12 protein-coding genes and 1 other annotated feature are annotated in these 17107 nt (G+C 61.6%); of the genes, 9 read left to right on the top strand and 3 right to left on the bottom strand.

Annotation, left to right across the window (positions count from 1 at the left end; genetic code table 11):
- Positions 1–590: 590 nt before the first annotated feature.
- Positions 591–2822: an MMPL family transporter gene (locus E6C55_RS23270; RefSeq protein ID WP_211093636.1), complete on the bottom strand. Its 2232-nt coding sequence runs from the start codon at positions 2820–2822 to the stop codon at positions 591–593.
- Between the two features lie 155 nt (positions 2823–2977).
- Between E6C55_RS23270 and E6C55_RS23265 the strand changes: the two genes are divergently transcribed.
- Together E6C55_RS23265 and leuS are read left to right on the top strand one after the other, a co-directional pair.
- Positions 2978–3598 carry a TetR/AcrR family transcriptional regulator gene (locus tag E6C55_RS23265; RefSeq protein WP_168735830.1) on the top strand — a complete coding sequence of 207 codons (621 nt, stop codon included), beginning with the start codon at positions 2978–2980 and terminating at the stop codon, positions 3596–3598.
- A 50-nt stretch (positions 3599–3648) separates the two neighbouring features.
- Positions 3649–3886 (top strand) — a binding site (T-box leader).
- An 80-nt stretch (positions 3887–3966) separates the two neighbouring features.
- The gene (leuS, locus tag E6C55_RS23260; protein ID WP_136372218.1) at positions 3967–6402 is read left to right on the top strand and encodes a leucine--tRNA ligase; all 2436 of its coding nucleotides are present in this window, start codon (positions 3967–3969) and stop codon (positions 6400–6402) included.
- A 60-nt stretch (positions 6403–6462) separates the two neighbouring features.
- Here the strand turns inward: leuS and comER are convergent, their stop codons facing one another.
- Entirely contained in the window at positions 6463–7287 is an 825-nt protein-coding gene (comER, locus tag E6C55_RS23255) for a late competence protein ComER (protein ID WP_136372217.1), read from the bottom strand.
- Between the two features lie 108 nt (positions 7288–7395).
- Between comER and E6C55_RS23250 the strand changes: the two genes are divergently transcribed.
- From E6C55_RS23250 to holA, 7 genes are all read left to right on the top strand, one after another.
- On the top strand, positions 7396–8004 hold the full coding sequence (locus tag E6C55_RS23250) for a ComEA family DNA-binding protein (RefSeq protein WP_136372216.1): 609 nt from the start codon (positions 7396–7398) through the stop codon (positions 8002–8004).
- Positions 8005–8105: 101 nt separating this feature from the next.
- Entirely contained in the window at positions 8106–9398 is a 1293-nt protein-coding gene (locus E6C55_RS23245) for a homocysteine synthase (RefSeq protein ID WP_136372215.1), read from the top strand.
- Between the two features lie 53 nt (positions 9399–9451).
- Positions 9452–9979: a deoxycytidylate deaminase gene (locus E6C55_RS23240; protein WP_136372214.1), complete on the top strand. Its 528-nt coding sequence runs from the start codon at positions 9452–9454 to the stop codon at positions 9977–9979.
- 552 nt (positions 9980–10531) lie between these two features.
- On the top strand, positions 10532–13162 hold the full coding sequence (locus E6C55_RS23235) for a ComEC/Rec2 family competence protein (protein WP_168735829.1): 2631 nt from the start codon (positions 10532–10534) through the stop codon (positions 13160–13162).
- 146 nt (positions 13163–13308) lie between these two features.
- Positions 13309–13857 (top strand): RNA polymerase sigma factor, encoded by a 549-nt coding sequence (locus E6C55_RS23230; protein WP_136372212.1) that lies wholly within the window; start codon positions 13309–13311, stop codon positions 13855–13857.
- Positions 13854–15056: an anti-sigma factor family protein gene (locus E6C55_RS23225; RefSeq protein ID WP_136372211.1), complete on the top strand. Its 1203-nt coding sequence runs from the start codon at positions 13854–13856 to the stop codon at positions 15054–15056. Before E6C55_RS23230 ends, E6C55_RS23225 begins: the two co-directional genes overlap by 4 nt.
- A gap of 555 nt (positions 15057–15611) precedes the next feature.
- Complete coding sequence (gene holA, locus E6C55_RS23220) at positions 15612–16643, top strand: DNA polymerase III subunit delta (protein ID WP_136372210.1); 1032 nt, start codon at positions 15612–15614, stop codon at positions 16641–16643.
- A 94-nt stretch (positions 16644–16737) separates the two neighbouring features.
- Here the strand turns inward: holA and rpsT are convergent, their stop codons facing one another.
- Positions 16738–17010, bottom strand: coding sequence for a 30S ribosomal protein S20 (gene rpsT, locus E6C55_RS23215; RefSeq protein ID WP_136372209.1), 273 nt, complete (start codon positions 17008–17010; stop codon positions 16738–16740).
- Positions 17011–17107: the final 97 nt, after the last annotated feature.

Raw genomic sequence — 17107 nt, 5'->3', positions numbered from 1 at the left:
ACGGCGTAATTTGTGGAATGTGCGGGGCGCCCCGATGAGTCGTGGTTACTCAACCGAGCCCGGCAAACGACGCGTGATGCGTGCAGATGAGTCGTGGTGACTCAACCGAGCCCAGCAGACGGCGCGTGGAGCATCCAGATGAGTCGTAGTTACTCAACCGAGCCCAGCAAACGACGCGTGGAGCATCCAGATGAGTCGTGGTTACTCAACCGAGCCCAACAAACGACGCGCGAGCCACCAGATGAGTCGTGGTGACTCAACCGAGTCCAGCCAACGACGCATGGAGCATCCAGATGAGTCGGGGTGACTCAACCGAGCCCGGCAGACGGCGCGTGGAGCATCCAGATGAGTCGTGGTTACTCAACTGAGCCGAAGCCGAGCCGAAGCCGGGCAGAGGGGCCGCCCGACAATAGCATCAAACCACCAAAAGAAGGAGCAGGGCCGCCGGGCCTGCTCCTTCTTCTTATGCGCAGCGCGGCACACGTTCTTCGCACCCGCAACAGCATTTTGCACACAACTATCCACGCACCAAGCCGCCGGTTCACCCACCTTATCCCTCGGTCGCCTACCTTATCCCTAGTCCGCCAACCTTATCTTTCAGCACGCATACTCTCCGCCACCGGCTCGTACCGGCCCGGCCAGAAGGCGCGGCGGCCGAGCAGCGTCGTGATCGCGGGGACGAGGAACGGGCGGACGACGAATGTGTCGAGCAGCACGCCGATGGCGGTCACCGTGCCGAATTGCACGAGCACCTGGATCGGCAGCGTGCCGAGCACGGCGAACGTTCCGGCGAGAATGAGGCCGGCGGACGTGATGACCGAGCTCGTCTCCAAGACGCCTTCCTTGATCGCTTGCTTCAGCGGCATGGTTTTGCGCTTCTGCCAGATGCTCGAGATCATGAAGATGTTGTAATCCTCCCCAAGCGCAACGAGGAAAACAAACGCGTACAGAGGAATCGCCCCCTGAATCGCCTCGGCTCCCATGAGGTGATGCAGCACAAGCCAGCCGAGCCCGAGCGCCGAGAAGTACGACAGAATCACCGTCAGGACAAGGTAGACGGTCGCAACGATCGAACGCAGGTACAGCAGGAGCAGCAGCGTAATCAGCCCGATGACGACGGGGATGATCACTCGCATATCGCGCTCGCCGGCAGCTTTGTTGTCGTATTGTTCGGCCGTCTGTCCGCCGATCCAGACGCTGTCCGCCGCGCTTGCGGCCCCGGCCGAAGCCAGCGCGGCTTCCGCCGCTTCGCGAAGCTCGGGGATGTGCCCCATCGCTTCAAGAGAGTATGGGTTCATCGCGAACTGTACCTCGATCATCACGATATTCCCATTTTCCCGACCGATCTGAGGTTCGCCGACAGCGCTGACGAAGTCCAGCGACTTCAGTGCGTCCGCGAGCCCCGACACATCCTTGCCTTGCGAGTCGACGATCACCTGCGCCGGGGCCAGCTCGCCGGGGGTGAACTTCTCGCCGATCAGCGCGAAGCCCTCGCGAGATTCCATGTCCTCCGGGAACGAACTCAGGAGGTCGTAGGTGAACTTGATCTGCGTCGCGGCTCCCGCAAGCAGGCCGAGTCCGATGAGACACACGAGCACGATTGTCCACGGACGGCGCACGACAAGCGAACCGACGCGATTGCGCGCGGGCTTCTCGGCGGCAACCGCAGACTTGCTTTTCCCCTTCCCAAGCCGGGCAACCCGCTCCGCCGCCTGCTCGCGCGTTCTCGGCACGAACGGCCAGAACGAGGCGCGGCCGATAATGGCGAGCAATGCCGGCACCAGCGTCAGCGAGGCGATGCCCATGATCAGAATCGCGATGCCGAACGGGACCGCGAAGCGCTGGTAAGCCCCGTATTCCGCAAGCAGCAGCGCGAACAGGGCGAGAACGACCGTCATGCCGCTCATCGCAATCGCTCCGGATGCATCGGAGATCGACGCCTTCAGCGCCGCCCGCTTGTCGGGCTCGGTCTTCAGCAGCTGCCGGAACCGGGCGATCAGGAACAGGCAGTAGTCGGTGCCCGCGCCGAACAGCAGCACCGTCATGATCGAGATCGCCTGCGAATCGACCGTAATCCAGCCTTCGCTCGCCATCCAGCCGAGAAGCGGACTGACCGTCAGGTAAGCGAAGCCGACCGCAATAAGCGGAATAAACGCCAGAATCGGAGACCGGTAAATCAGCAGCAGCAGCACGAGCACCAGCAGCACGGTGGCTGCCATCAGCGCGAAGTCCGCATTGTGGAAAAGCCCCGTCGCATCAATCGAGATGCCGACCGGCCCGCTGACCCTTGCGCTCAACTCGCCGGAGTCGACGGCCGCTTCGAACGGGTCCGCGCCGACCAATGCCTTGATCTCGTCCTTGATCCGGTCGATGCCTTCGCCGAGCCGATCGGAATCCGCCGACTTCTCGAACAGGATCGGCGACACGAGCGTGCTGCCATCCTCCGACAGTTGCGCCTTAAGCGCCTGAAGCGGCATTTGATAGAGCGGGACGACCGTCGTCTGATAAGGCGCGGGCTCCGCCGACAGCTCCTCCGTCAGCTTCCGGATCGCTTGCAGATCTTCATCCGTTAGGCCGCTCTCGCGGTGCCAGACGAACAGCGCCGGAATGTCGGCTCCGCTCGGGAACTCCCGCTCCGACACCGCCTCCGCTTGGACGGAAGGCTTGGAAGCGCTCAAGTTCGCGGCCCCGTTGTCCTCCTGGTCGCCGACCGCGGGCAGCAGAACGTTCAGCAGCGCCGCAAGGGCGATCCACACGAGCAGCGTCACCCAGCGGCTTCGTTTGCCCGCTACCCACTTGCCCAGCCAACTCGAATTGTGCATCATCTTCTCTCCCCGGCATCTCTCGCCATTATGGTTTAACAACATCCTTAGCGTTTATTATATTAACCCTAGGGTTAATTATCAAATGTAGATTGTGTGTTTTTTTTCAGGTATGATAATTGGAACGCATGCGAATACGGAGTGAGGGTTGGAGGATGGACAAGACGAAGCCCAGAAGGGCGCCCGGGCGACCGAGAGGCGGCGAACAGGCGGCTTCGATGCGCGACACGGTGCTCGATGCGGCATCCCTGATGTTCATGGAATTCGGGTACGAGCCTGTCTCGATCAACCAGATCGCGGAGAAGGCCGGCGTGACCAAAGCTTCGGTCTACTATTATTTCTCCAATAAGGCGCAGCTTTTTACGGAAGCGATAACCGGGATGATGGGGCGAATCTGCGGCTTCACGACCCGAATTCTGACCCAGGAAGGCAGTCTGCGGACGCGTCTGGAGAGGGTAGCCCGGGCGAAAATGGCGTCGACACACGTGGAGTTCGAGTCCATGATGCGGGAGGCGCTTCATTTTCTGTCGAAGGAGCAGCAGGAGCAGATTCGCAGGGCCGAGCACGGCATCCATCAGGTGCTGGCCGATTACTTCGAGCGGGCGATTGCGGCCAAGGAGATCGCTTCTCCGCTCAGCCCGATGGTGTTGGCCCATTCGTTCGCCGCGCTGCTCATGCTCGGGAACCGGGAAGACGATCTGTCGGGGGAGACGGCCGGGGAGGACCTGTCCAAGCTGATCGTCGATCTGTTCTGGAACGGAGTCGGTACGGAATAGGGCGCGGCGCTTGACAGCGTTCGTGCCGGTTGGCTATAATCAGGGCATATTTATCGGCTGGGAAAAGGAGCAGTAGCGAGCAACCCGTCATGCAGAGAGCCGGCGCTTCGGTGCAAGCCGGTTGGCGGAACTTCGCGAACTCGCCTTGGAGCTGCCGCGCACAACCCGTTATGTTAACGGCAAGCGCGGCGTCGCCTTCTCGTTACGAAGGAAGAGTGGACGCGATGCCCAAGCAGGGCTGACCGTCAACTAGGGTGGTACCACGGGAATAATCCTCTCGTCCCTAGCGTGAATTTCCGACGCTGGGGGCTGGAGGTTTTTTTGTTGGCTCAATACTGGTTGTGGTTAATGGAGAGGGGTTTACGATAATGGCGCAAGACAATCCGCACGGCTACAAGCCGCAGACGATCGAGCCCAAGTGGCAGAGCTACTGGGACGAGAATAAGACCTTCCGCACGACAAGCGATGCGGGCAAACCGAAGTTCTACGCACTCGACATGTTCCCTTATCCGTCCGGGGCGGGCCTTCACGTCGGCCATCCGGAAGGCTACACGGCGACGGACATCGTGAGCCGCTTCAAGCGGATGCGCGGCTTCAACGTGCTGCATCCGATGGGCTGGGACGCGTTCGGCTTGCCGGCCGAGCAATACGCGATTCAGACGGGCCGCCATCCGGCCGAGTTCACGAAGGTGAACATCGACAACTTCCGCCGCCAGATCAAGTCGCTCGGCTTCTCGTACGACTGGGACCACGAGGTCAGCACAACCGATCCGGATTACTACAAGTGGACGCAGTGGATTTTTATCCAATTGTATAAGAAGGGGCTTGCGTACATCGCCGAAGTGCCGGTCAACTGGTGCGAGGCGCTCGGCACGACGCTGGCGAACGAGGAAGTCATCGACGGCAAGAGCGAGCGCGGCGGCCATCCGGTCGTGCGCAAGCCGATGCGCCAGTGGATGCTGAAGATTACCGAGTACGCGGAGCGCCTCTTGGCCGACCTGGAGGAGTTGGACTGGTCCGAGAGCATCAAGGACATGCAGCGCAACTGGATCGGCAAGTCGACCGGCGCGGAAGCGGCGTTCGCGATCGACGGCCATGCAGGGCAGGCGCTGACCGTATTCACGACCCGGCCGGACACGCTGTTCGGGGCGACGTATTGCGTGCTGGCTCCGGAGCACGAGCTGGTGTCCGTCATTACGACGGCCGAGCAGAAGGCTGCGGTAGACGAGTATATCGAGCAAGCGTCGCGCAAGAGCGATCTGGAGCGGACGGAGCTGGCGAAGGAGAAGACGGGCGTCTTCACCGGCGCTTACGCGGTCAATCCGGTCAGCGGCGAGAAGCTGCCGATCTGGATCGCCGACTACGTCCTTGCCGGTTACGGCACCGGCGCGATCATGGCCGTTCCGGGCCATGACGAGCGCGACTGGGAGTTCGCGACGAAGTTCGGCCTGGCGATCGTCGAAGTCGTCAGCGGCGGCAATGTGAAGGAAGCGGCGTTCACCGGCGACGGCGAGCATGTGAACTCGGACTTCCTGAACGGCAAGTCCACGCCGGACGCGATTGCGGCGATGATCGACTGGCTCGAAGCGAACGGCAAGGGCAAGGGCAAGACCACGTACCGGCTGCGCGACTGGCTGTTCAGCCGCCAGCGCTATTGGGGCGAGCCGATCCCGGTGCTGCACTTCGAGGACGGCACGATGGAGACCGTTCCGGAAGAGGAGCTTCCGCTGCTGCTGCCGGAGATGGACAGAATCGAGCCGTCCGGCACGGGCGAGTCTCCGCTGGCCAACGCGACGGAGTGGGTGAACTGCGTCGGCAAGGACGGGCGCAAGGCTCGCCGCGAGACGAACACGATGCCGCAGTGGGCGGGCAGCTCCTGGTACTACCTGCGCTTCATCGACCCGAAGAACGACAAGGAGCTTGTCTCCTTCGAGAAGCAGAAGATGTGGCTGCCGGTCGATCTGTACATCGGCGGCGCCGAGCACGCGGTGCTTCACTTGCTGTATGCCCGCTTCTGGCACAAGGTGCTGTACGACATCGGCGTCGTCTCCACGAAGGAGCCGTTCCACAAGCTCGTCAACCAAGGGATGATTCTCGGCACGAACAACGAGAAGATGTCCAAGTCCCGCGGCAACGTCATCAATCCGGACGACATCGTCGGCGAGTTCGGCGCGGATACGCTCCGCCTGTACGAGATGTTCATGGGTCCGCTGGAAGCGACGAAGCCGTGGAACACGAACGGCGTCGAAGGGATGTACCGCTTCCTCGGCCGCGTCTGGAGATTGTTCGTGGACGATAACGGCAATCTGAACGAGAAGATCCAAGACGTGCCGGGCGACGAGTCGTTCCGCCGCACGTGGCACAAGACGATCAAGAAGATTACCGAGGACTACGAGGGCCTGCGCTTCAACACGGCGATCAGCCAGATGATGATCTTCATCAATGAAGCGTACAAGACAGACGTTCTGCCGAAGCGGGCGATGGAGAACTTCGTTCAGTTGCTCTCCCCGACCGCTCCGCATATCGCGGAAGAACTGTGGGAGCGCCTGGGCCACGAAGGCTCGATCAGCTACGCGGCTTGGCCGGAATATGATCCGGCGCTGACCGTGGACGCCGAAGTCGAGATCGTCGTTCAGGTGAACGGCAAGATCGCCGAACGCGTGCTGGTTGCGGCCGAGTTGGACGAAGCCGGCTTGGAAGAGAAGGCGCTCGGCCTCGAGAAGGTGCAGTTGCTCATCGCAGGCAAGACGATTCGCAAGGTCATAGCCGTTAAGGGCAAGCTCGTCAACATTGTAGCCAACTAACTAGGAAGGGGCGGCCTCTCTCACAAGGAGAGGACCGCCCCTTATTCTTTTCCGGCCTTGCTACGTGCGGGTGAGGGACGCTTCGACTTTGTCCAGGTCCTCCGCGAACTTGGCGTGCGTCGCTTGAAGCACTCGGAGGAACGCGCCGTTTGTCGCGTCCTTGAGTTCCTCCAGGGCGGCGGCCGTAATGCCGCCGGGGACGGACACCCGCTTCTGCAGCTCGGCCGGGGAACAGCCCGCGGTCTGCAGCAGCCGGGCGGTGCCGAGCAGCATATCCCGGGCGAGCACCGAGGCGGTCTCGGAAGCGATCCCCGCTGTCGCGACGGCGGCTTCGATGAATTGCTCGAGCAGGTTGGCCATGAAGGCCGGCCCGCAGCTCGCGATGTCCGAGGCGACCCTGACCTCGTCCTCCGCGATCTCGAGAGGGCGGCTGATCGCCGAGAACAGGCGGAAGATCAGCGCCCGGTCGCGTTCGTCCAGCCGGCTGCCGAACATGACAAGCGAAGAGCCGGCCAGCGTCTCGTTGGCGATGCTTGGAATGACCTTGGCGATTTTGCACGGCAGATGCTCCTCCAGCGCGGAGAGCCGAACGGGGCTCGTGATGGAGACGACGATCTGCCGAGGCTGCAAGCCGGGAGCGATCTCGGGAAGCACTTGGCGGAAGTCCAGCGGCTTCACGCACAGGAAGATCAGATCGCAGCCTTGAGCCGCGGCGGCATTCGAGGGGGCGACCTGGAGGCCGGGATACCGGCCTGCGAGCGCGTTCGCCTTGGCCAGCGTGCGTGTGGACAGGATAATGTCCGAGGGGCGAAGCGCCCCGGAACGGATGAATGACCCGGTCAACATGCTGCCCATGCTGCCAGCGCCGATGAAGCCGACCTTCATCTTCGACCCCTCCCCTTTGAAGCCTGTTGCTTCTTCCCATTGTATGTGGCAGGGCATGGACGTCATTCGCTTTTTCCAACAATTATCCAGAGCGAGGAGGAATTCAGGATGAACGATAACGGGAGCCGTTCCGCCAGCGGTCGCAGAGGCTTGGCCGCGGGGGCTACCGCGCTGGCCGGCGTTGCGCTTCTGATGTGGGCATTCCTGCAGCCGGCGAATGGAGCCGTTCCGGGCTGGAGCCCGGTGAACGGGCAAGTGGCGGAGGCGCTCGCCGGTTCGGCGTCCGCGGAGCCGACGCCGCAAGCTTCGGCGGGCACCGACGCGGCTGCGGCGACACCGGCGTCCGACTCGGGCACCTCGGCGGTCGATGCCGTCTCCGCTGCCGCTGCGCCGTCCGCGGGCCAAGCTGCTGCGCCTCTGCCCGGCTCGCCGGGCGCTGAGGCGAATTCCGGCGCTGCTTCGGCCGGGACTGCCGCTGCCGCTCCGGCCGCCGCGCCTGTGGCCGTCCCCGTGGCTGCGCCCGACAATCGGCTGGACCTGAATTCGGCGACCGCCGAGCAGCTCGACAGCCTGAAGGGGATCGGGCCGTCCAAGGCGCAGGCCATCGTCGCCTACCGTGCGGAGCACGGGGCTTTCCGCAGCGTGGAGGAGCTGCTTAAGGTGAACGGGATCGGGGAGAAGCTGCTTGCGGGCCTTCGCGATCAGGTGAGGGTCTGAGAATTCTCCCGTTGTTGTAATTCCCATCTTCTCACTTGGATAAAAATGTGAGACAATAGAACGGAATTAACACAATGTGAGAGGTATGGGAGGATATAAAGATGGCCAACGAACGCGAATTATCTCTGGAAACGCTTGCGGTACACGCCGGACAGCAGATTGATCCGACGACGAATTCAAGGGCAGTTCCGATCTACCAGACAAGCTCGTACGGCTTCCGCGATACCGAGCATGCGGCGAACCTGTTCGCGCTGAAGGAATTCGGCAACATCTACACCCGCATCATGAACCCGACCTCCGACGTCTTCGAGCAGCGGATTGCCGCCTTGGAAGGCGGAGCGGGCGCGCTTGCCGTCTCCTCCGGCCAAGCCGCGATCACATATTCGATCCTGAACATTGCCCAGGCCGGCGACGAGATCGTCTCTTCGGCTACCCTGTACGGCGGCACGTACAACCTGTTCGCCATTACGCTTCCGAAGCTCGGCATCAACGTCAAGTTCGTCGACGCCTCGAATCCGGACAACTTCCGCGCGGCGATCACGGACAAGACCAAAGCGCTGTATGCCGAGACGATCGGCAATCCGAAGGGCGACGTTCTCGATATTCAGGCGGTTGCCGACATCGCTCACGAGCACGGTATCCCTCTTATCGTCGACAGCACTTTTTCCACTCCGTATCTGACTCGTCCGATCGACTTCGGAGCCGACATTGTGCTGCATTCCGCGACCAAGTTCATCGGCGGACACGGCACCTCGATCGGGGGCGTCGTCGTCGACAGCGGCAAGTTCGACTGGAAGGCCAGCGGCAAGTTCCCGGGCCTCACGACGCCGGACCCGAGCTACCACGGAGTCGTCTATACCGATGCGGTCGGGCCGATCGCTTACATTATCAAGATGCGCGTGCAGTTGCTTCGCGACATGGGCTCGGCGCTGTCTCCGTTCAACTCGTTCCTGTTCCTCCAAGGGCTGGAGACGCTCCATCTGCGGATGGAACGCCATAGCAGCAACACGCTCGCCGTCGCGAAGTATCTGGAACAGCATCCTGCCGTAGAGTGGGTCAGTTACCCGGGGCTGGAGAGCCATCCTTCGTACGAGCTTGCCCGCAAGTATCTGGCGAAGGGACAAGGCGCGATTCTGACGTTCGGAATCAAGGGCGGCGTCGAAGCGGGCAAGAAGCTGATCAACTCCGTGAAGCTGTTCTCCCACCTCGCGAACGTCGGGGATTCGAAGTCGCTTATCATTCATCCGGCGAGCACGACTCACCAGCAATTGTCCGAAGCCGAGCAGGAAGCGGCCGGCGTCTCCCCGGGGCTTATCCGCCTGTCGGTCGGGATCGAAGGCATCGACGACATCGTTCACGATCTGGAGCAGGCCATCGCGGCTAGCCAAGCGTGACGGAACGAGGTATTCTAGGGAGGTAGGGCAGTCAGCAGGAGGCAGGGATCGGAATGGCACAGACGGTACGCAAGGACTGGGATACTTACTTCATGGATATGGCGTTTATGGCGTCGACTCGTTCCCGTTGCCCGAGAAGGCACGTCGGGGCGGTGCTCGTGCAGGGCAAGAAGCTGCTCGGGACGGCCTACAACGGCGCGCCGATGGGCGTCCCGGACTGCTCCGAGGACGGCTGCATGATCGTGGAGGAGTTCGAGAATCCGCCCCCGGGAAGCGAAGCGACCGGGCTGATCAAGAAGCAGCGCTGCATTCGGACGATCCATGCGGAGCAGAATCTGCTGCTCTTCACGGACCGGATCGACCGCGAGGGCTCAACGGTGTACGTCACGGACCAGCCGTGCTGGACATGCTCGAACATGCTCGCGAACAGCGGCGTCACCGAGATCGTGTACCATCGCGCCTATCCGAAGGATCAGGAGAAGGTCACGGCTCTGATGCGCCAGCGCGGCATTCAGTTCCGGCAGCTTGACGGCTACACGCCTCCCCCCGACACCGAAGTGCAGGACGTCTCGGCGGGCTGAGCGGCGGGCATGATCGCCGCGCGCTCGACGGAGCAAGCGGATACGGGCAAACCGGATACGTGCGGACTAGATGCGACCAACCGGATACGTGCAAACCAGACGAGGAAGAACCTCGTCGCCTACGGGCGGCGGGGTTCTTTTTTTGCTGGAATGGAGCTGCCGCCCATACTTCCGGCTACCGGGAATTTATGTGAAATTCCACATTCGTGCGGTGCGACAACGGGCAGGTTGGCCGATTCTATGTGAGAAACAGCATACATTCGGAGGCGAAAGCGGCCTCGAGGTGCAACGAATGTGAAAAACCACATACATAGCGGCAATTCCAGCCGGAAATCCCGCATGTATGCTAAAAATCACATAAAACGCCGCGATTCCCGCTAATTCAGGCCGATGAATGTGAAAAATCATATAAAATTCGTAAAATCGCCAAAGACACCGGAGCACAGGGCAACCGACACCGGCGAAGGTGCGAACAGTGTGTCTGGAATAGCTGCGGGGAACCGTCGAGGCGAGCTTCCCGGGCAGTTCTTCTTAACGAGGGGGAGGATGACCATGAGCAGAAGGCCGCTTGTTGCGTTCGCCGCGTGCTGGGCGTTCGGGACGTCGATTCTGTCGATCTGGCAAGGGAAGGCGGCCGCAGCCGTCCTTCTCGGCGCGGTGCTGCTGCTGGCGGCGTATGCGATCGCTTCTCCGGGCTCGCGGAGAGTTGCGGCGTTATGCGCCGCAGCGCTGTTGGCCGCGGCGGGCGAGCGCGCCTTCACCGATGCGCAGGCCGCTTCCGAGCTCGACCGCCTCCCGGGGGCGGCGGACGAAGCTCAGGCAATCGTGCGCGGCATACTCGCCGAACCGGCAGCCGTCGACGGCGACGTCGCGACGTTCGAGTTCGAAGCCGCCGCGATCTCGCTGCCGCCGGAAGAGGAGGGCGAGACGCCGATCCGGGAGAAGCTGCTCATCCGAATCTACCTCCAGAAGGAAGAGGAGCAGCGGGTTGCAGCCTCATGGAAGCGGGGAGACGAGGCCGTCGTGCGGGGAGAGCTGCGGCTGCCGGCCGAAGCGGGCAACTTCGGCGGCTTCGATTATCGGCGTTACCTGGACAGCCTCGGCATACACTGGACGCTGACCGTCGAAGGGACGGATGGGGCGTCTGTCCTCCCGTCCGCGCCTCCGTGGCGGCTGCTCCCGCTCCGGTGGGCGGATGCCTGGAGAGAGAAGCTCGGCAGCCTGATGGACCGCCTCTACGATGGAACGGATCGGGGTTACATGAAGGGGCTGGTGCTCGGAATCGTGGACGATCTCGATCCGGAGCAATATGCGGACTTCTCTCGCCTCGGCTTGACGCATGTGCTGGCCATATCGGGTCTGCATGTCGGCGTCGTTGTTTTTATCCTGCTGCAGGCCGGCGCGCTGCTCCGACTCTCGCGCGAACGATCGCTGGAGCTCGCGATTGCGGCGCTTCCCTTCTACATGCTGCTGACGGGAGCCTCTCCCTCCGCCGTGAGGGCTTGCCTGATGGCGATGCTCGCGCTGTATATGGCCCGTCGCAACCAGCTCAAGGACGGCCTGCATCTGCTTGCGGCGGCGGCGCTCGTCATGATGGCGCTGCAGCCCCGGGTTGTGGAGAACGTCAGCTTCCAGCTCTCGTTCGCCGTGACGGCCGGCTTGCTGCTGTTCGTTCCGACAATGGACACAATGCTCTCGGCGCTCGTTCCCTGGAAGGCCCCGAGAGGAGCACTCGCTGTGACGTTCACCGCAACCGCCGTTTCGTTTCCCGTGTCCGTTTATTATTTTCACCAGTTTCACCTGCTCTCGATTCCGGCGAACCTGATTCTTGTCCCGTTCATCAGCTTCGCGATCATGCCGCTCGGAATGGCGTCCGCGGCGCTGGCCGGACTCTGGTTCCCGCTCGGGCGAATGACGGCGGACGTCGCATCGTGGGGCAATCGCCTCACCGAACTGGCGATCGAATGGACCGAAGGCGCAGGCGCGCTGCAGACGTACTGGCCGCAAGCCGGGCTGCCGTGGGTTCTTGCCGCTTACGGGCTCATGTTCGCGACTTTCATCGCTGTGCATCGTTTATATACATATAAGCAGGAGGCTGCGGAATTAAGGCGGCGTGCGGCCGCCGAGCTGGACGCTTTGCGCATGCCGGAGAGGCTTGCGGGTCCGGAGGGGGAGGAGACGGTTCCGCTCGTCAATGCCGCCGTCCACCCGATGGCTTCCCCCGCAGCGCGGGATGCCCGGGCGAGCCGAATTCCCCTGCCGCTTCTCTCCGTCTTATGGGCTGCTTGGCTGCTCTGGGGCGTCCAGCCGTCGTTCCTCGACCGCAATGCGAAGGTGATGTTCCTCGATGTCGGACAGGGCGATTCCATTCTGGTTCGCTCGGGCACGGGGGAATTCGGGTTGATCGATACGGGAGGCACGGTGTCGTTCGGCAAGAAGGAGGCTTGGCGGCTGCGGCGAGATCCGTACGAGGTCGGGAAGAAGACGGTCGTTCCCCTGCTGAAGCAGCGGGGCGTTCGCAGCCTCGACTGGCTCCTCTTAAGCCATCTGGACCAGGATCATATCGGGGGCGCGCTTGCGGTTCTGGATGCCGTGCGGGTGCGCAGGCTGCTGTTCAATGGCACGATCAAACGCGACAAGACGACGGAGGAGTTGTTCCGGCGCGCGGAGAGTCTCGGGATTCCGATGTACTCGCTGCATGCGGGGATGAGTTGGACATGGGACGCTTCGACCTCCCTCCGGGTGCTCTATCCGGCGTCGGGAGACGAAGGCTCCGGCATTCCGATCCTGGAGGAGCAGAACGATCGCAGCGTCGTCGTTCTTCTGACGGCATACGGGAGGACGTTCCTGCTTCCCGGCGATCTGGAGGCGAAGGGGGAAAATAATCTGCTGACGCAATCCGGGACGGAGGAGGTCGACGTACTCAAAGCGGGCCATCACGGCAGCAAGAGCTCGTCCACCGAGCCCTGGCTGCGAGCATGGGCTCCGGGAGAGGTTGTCATCTCGGCGGGGCGGAACAACCTGTACGGCCATCCTCATGCCGTCGTGCTGGACCGACTCTTCGCCCTCGGGATTCCTTATTACCGAACCGACAAGGCCGGGGAGATTCAATACCGCATCTTGCCCAACGGAGAGATGTTCCGGCGAACGATGAAGAACCCCGTTGTCGAGACTGCCGATTGACTTGCCCTAGTCCCGTTGCTAGACTGTGAGGAGCATCATTAACCGATAGTAACTGCAACGCCAAATTTCCTTATTTTATCAAGGGGCTTGGTGCAACCTTTCGACGCGCGATTGCGTTAAGGGAAGTGCAGAGGGGAGGATCTTCTGTGGTGGAGCTGGATTTAATCAAAGCTGCGCAAGCCGGCGATCGCGACGCCCTTGTGGAGCTGCTCCGCGGAATAGAGAATCAAGTATATCGCACCGCTTATTACTTGCTGAATAACGAGCAGGATGCGCTCGATGCTTCGCAAGAAGCCTTGATTAAAATCTATACCAAAATTCATACTTATGAAGAGAAGGCCCAATTCCGGACGTGGGTGCAGCGGATCGTCACGAACCTGTGCATCGACAAGTTCCGCCGCATCCGTCCATCAGTATCCATCGACGAGCATGAGCTTATTTTCGAATCGAAGGATAATGTGGAGGACGAGGTGCTGTCGGTCTACGCGTCGGAGGAGATCCGGGAAGCGATCGGCAAGCTTCCGGAGCATCATCGCTCGGTCATCATTCTTCGTTATTTGCAAGATTTCTCGTACAACGAGATCGCGGATTCGCTTGATTTGCCGCTTAACACGGTGAAGTCTTATTTGTTCCGAGCGAGACAGCAACTGCAGACGCTGCTTCGAGATTATCAGAAAGGAGGTGTCCGGGGATGACTTGCGATGAAGGAAGGGAACTTGTGCAGCGTTCGGTCGACAACGATCTCGATTCGCAAGAAACCGCGCTAATGAACGAACATCTTCGAACATGCCCGGACTGCTCCGCCTTGTTTGACCGGCTGACGCTTCTGTCGAGCAACCTCGCCGAGCTGCCGCGGGTAACCCCGCCGTTCAGCCTGGTCGATGCGATCCTGCCCCGCTTGGAGCTGATCGACGCCGGGAACGGCGGAGCCGCGCAAGCGGCCGGGTATGCAGCCGATTATGCGGAGCAGGCGCCTGTCGCCGGCAGCGTCGATGCAGCCGCCGCGGAGAGCGCTCAGGCGCCGCTGGCTGCGCCCGCGGCGGGAGACGAGCTTGCCCGGCGCCGCCGCAACCGTTCAACGACAAGGCGCATCCTTGCCGCGATCGCGGCGGGCATCGTCGCCGGACTCGTGATCGTTGCGGCTCCGACGTTGCTCCACGATTCCTCGAGCGACAACGACTCGTTCGCCTTGTCCGAAGCGCCGGCCGCCAAGCAGCGGGCCGCCTCGGAATCGTCGGCAGCCGGGGAGCCGGCGTCTGGCTACGAGATGGCGGCTCCGAGTTCGGAGAGCGGGGAAGTCGCTCCTCAAGCGATGGAGGAGCCGCTGCGGGCGAACTCTTCGTCGGCCGATTCCGGCTCCGCTTCGGCAGGCGAAGGAGATGCGAAGGCATCCTCCAGTGCGGACGAACCTGAACAATTGCAAGGACTTGCGTTTGGCTCCGCCATCCCGTCCGCATCCCCGTCCCCGTCTGCCGGGAGCGCGGAGACGAACAAGGCGCTTGGCGCCGGAGAGGCTGCGGGAGGCTCGGCCGATCAAGGCCTGACGGCCGGGGATCAGAGCGAGAGCCTGGGCGACACGGTGACGGGCTCCATCATGAGCGTTCCGTTCGCGGAGCCTCTGACGTGGATCTCTCCGGATCAGAAGCTGAAGGCGGTCGCCGAGGAGCATCGGGTCAGCGTCTACCGGATGGAAGACGGCACTCTGGTGTTCCAGAGCGTGCTTCATGACGGGGAGGAGCTCAGCAGCATCTACTGGGAGCAGGATTCCAGCGCGCTTCGTTATTCCTGGAAGGCGGAGGACGGCAGCTTCACCGATCTGGTCTGGACCGTGTCGACGAATGCGGAGAGTCCGGCGGGAACGAATTCGGCTCAGTCTTCCGCTTCCGCCAAGTAACCTTTATCGATTCGGCTGCGTATGATGGAACATACACAGCAGCAGCGACGTTCCCAGCGAACGTCCACGGACGATAGGTCGCGGTCGTTCGCGCACGGTTCCATGGGCCGGCCGGCGGACGTTGACATAGATGTCCACATGCGAAGAGACTGTCTCGGAAGGCCCGCCTTGGGCTGGAGGAGGCAGTCTCTTTGTGTGTGAAGGAGAATGGGATTAATAGGTATTTATGAGATTTGTTAGGATTCTGGCGGGTCGCAGTTCTCCTTTTGCCAAAAGGGTGCCTTATCCCTTCCGTTCAGTTGATGGTGAAATATCCATAATTTAGGATACTGAACAAGGGGGATAAGGCACCCTTTTCCGAGCAGGGAAGTGGTGTCCCCGATAGCGGCCCCTCCCCTGGCGCCCCCCCATAACGCCCTTCCATACGCCCATAGCGCCCCCTCCCGGCAATGCCCCCACAGTTGCAGCGCCAAGGCTTAATTTGATAGACTTTGGGTAGAGAAGATTAGCGAAGACATGGCGTTCCATGCTTGGCTGGACAGGGGGACATTCACCATGGAGGCTCGCAAAGCTCTTAGAGAGATCAAAGAAGGCAAGATTAAGCCTTATTATATTTTGTACGGGACGGAGTCGTTCCTCGTGCAGGACTTCACGGACAGGCTGACGGCGAAGCTGGTCGAGCCGGAGCACAGGGACCTGGGCGTCATCCGCTTCGGCACGTCGGAGAGCTCGCTCGACGATATTATCGCCGAGGCGGAGACGATGCCGTTCCTCGTGCCGAGCAAGCTCGTTCTGGTCCGGGACGCGTCCGTCTTCGGCACGGGACGGGAGTCGGCGAAGATTGAGCACCGAACCGACCGGTTGCTCGACTACATGAAGCAGCCGTTCGAGAGCACGGTGCTTGTCTTCATCGTGTCCGGCGACAAGCTGGATGAGCGGAAGAAGCTCGTGAAGCTGGCGAAGGAGAAGGATGCGGTTGTCTCCTTCTCCGCGCTGCCGGCCGAGGAACTGATGCAATGGATCGCGAAGCGGGCGGAATCGCAAGGCCGCAAGGCGTTGCCGGCCGCCGTCGAGGAGCTGCTGCGCCGCGTCGGCCCGGATATGAGCGCGCTCGCGGGAGAGACGGACAAGCTGTGCCTGCACGCGGGCGAATACGGCTCCGTGACCGTTGAGGCGGTCGAGACGCTTGTGCCGGTAGGGACGGAGCAGAGCGTCTTCAAGCTGACCGAGGAGATCGCCGCCCTGCGGACGGACCGGGCCCTGGCGCTGTATTACGAGCTGCTTAAGCAGAAGGAGGAGCCGATCAAGCTGGTTGCGCTGCTGGTGAGGCAGTTCCGGCACATGCTCTTCGTGAAGGAGCTCGGCAAGCAAGGGTACACCCCGCAGCAGATGGCCGGTCAGCTCGGGCTTCATCCATATGCGGTGAAGGTTACGGCGGATCAGGCGAAGGGCTTCTCGCCGGAGAGGCTCAGCACGGTGCTCGATCGGCTCGCCGAGCTGGACTTCGAGATGAAGACGGGGCGGGTGGAGAAGGCGCTCGGCCTCGAGCTGTTCCTGCTCAAGACAGGTTCGGAGGGCAGGGGCTAAGGCAGAAATACCAATAAAAAAAGGTTGACCATGGGAACGATAACTCGCGACCAGAGTCAACCCTTTATTTTGTTCGTTAAACGGTTAGCAAGCCTTAGGCTTGGGAAGACAACGCGTTCAACTTCTTAGCCAGACGGGACTTCTTGCGGGCAGCCGCATTCTTATGAATAAGGCCTTTGGTTACCGCTTTGTCCAGCTTCTTCTGAGCGAGTTGAAGCGCGTCCTTAGCAGCGCTTACGTCCGTGCCCACGACAGCTTGGTCAGCTTGCTTGACAGCCGTGCGAAGAGCGGACTTCTGGGAAGCGTTGCGCAGACGACGCTTGTCGTTCGTCTTCGTCCGTTTGATGGCGGATTTGATATTCGGCATTGATTTCACCTCCTGGTAAAGCAACAAGTATTTCTCCAAACAACTTGTAACATTCTATCACGGAGGGGGGCAAAACGCAAGTGAATCAGCAGCCGCG

Source organism: Cohnella fermenti, from assembly GCF_004801405.1.
GTDB classification, from domain to species: Bacteria; Bacillota; Bacilli; order Paenibacillales; family Paenibacillaceae; genus Cohnella; species Cohnella fermenti.
Note: the sequence above shows the minus strand (reverse complement) of the source record. Positions and strands in the feature narration are given on the sequence as shown.

Excerpts from the sequence above, each read along its gene's own strand:
- E6C55_RS23240 (WP_136372214.1), top strand. The coding sequence starts at position 9,452 with ATGGCACAGACGGTACGCAAGGACTGGGATACTTACTTCATGGATATG.
- E6C55_RS23270 (WP_211093636.1), bottom strand. The coding sequence starts at position 2,822 with ATGCACAATTCGAGTTGGCTGGGCAAGTGGGTAGCGGGCAAACGAAGC.
- E6C55_RS23225 (WP_136372211.1), top strand. The coding sequence starts at position 13,854 with ATGACTTGCGATGAAGGAAGGGAACTTGTGCAGCGTTCGGTCGACAAC.
- E6C55_RS23245 (WP_136372215.1), top strand. The coding sequence starts at position 8,106 with ATGGCCAACGAACGCGAATTATCTCTGGAAACGCTTGCGGTACACGCC.
- E6C55_RS23265 (WP_168735830.1), top strand. The coding sequence starts at position 2,978 with ATGGACAAGACGAAGCCCAGAAGGGCGCCCGGGCGACCGAGAGGCGGC.
- holA (WP_136372210.1), top strand. The coding sequence starts at position 15,612 with ATGGAGGCTCGCAAAGCTCTTAGAGAGATCAAAGAAGGCAAGATTAAG.
- E6C55_RS23250 (WP_136372216.1), top strand. The coding sequence starts at position 7,396 with ATGAACGATAACGGGAGCCGTTCCGCCAGCGGTCGCAGAGGCTTGGCC.
- E6C55_RS23235 (WP_168735829.1), top strand. The coding sequence starts at position 10,532 with ATGAGCAGAAGGCCGCTTGTTGCGTTCGCCGCGTGCTGGGCGTTCGGG.
- leuS (WP_136372218.1), top strand. The coding sequence starts at position 3,967 with ATGGCGCAAGACAATCCGCACGGCTACAAGCCGCAGACGATCGAGCCC.
- comER (WP_136372217.1), bottom strand. The coding sequence starts at position 7,287 with ATGAAGGTCGGCTTCATCGGCGCTGGCAGCATGGGCAGCATGTTGACC.
- rpsT (WP_136372209.1), bottom strand. The coding sequence starts at position 17,010 with ATGCCGAATATCAAATCCGCCATCAAACGGACGAAGACGAACGACAAG.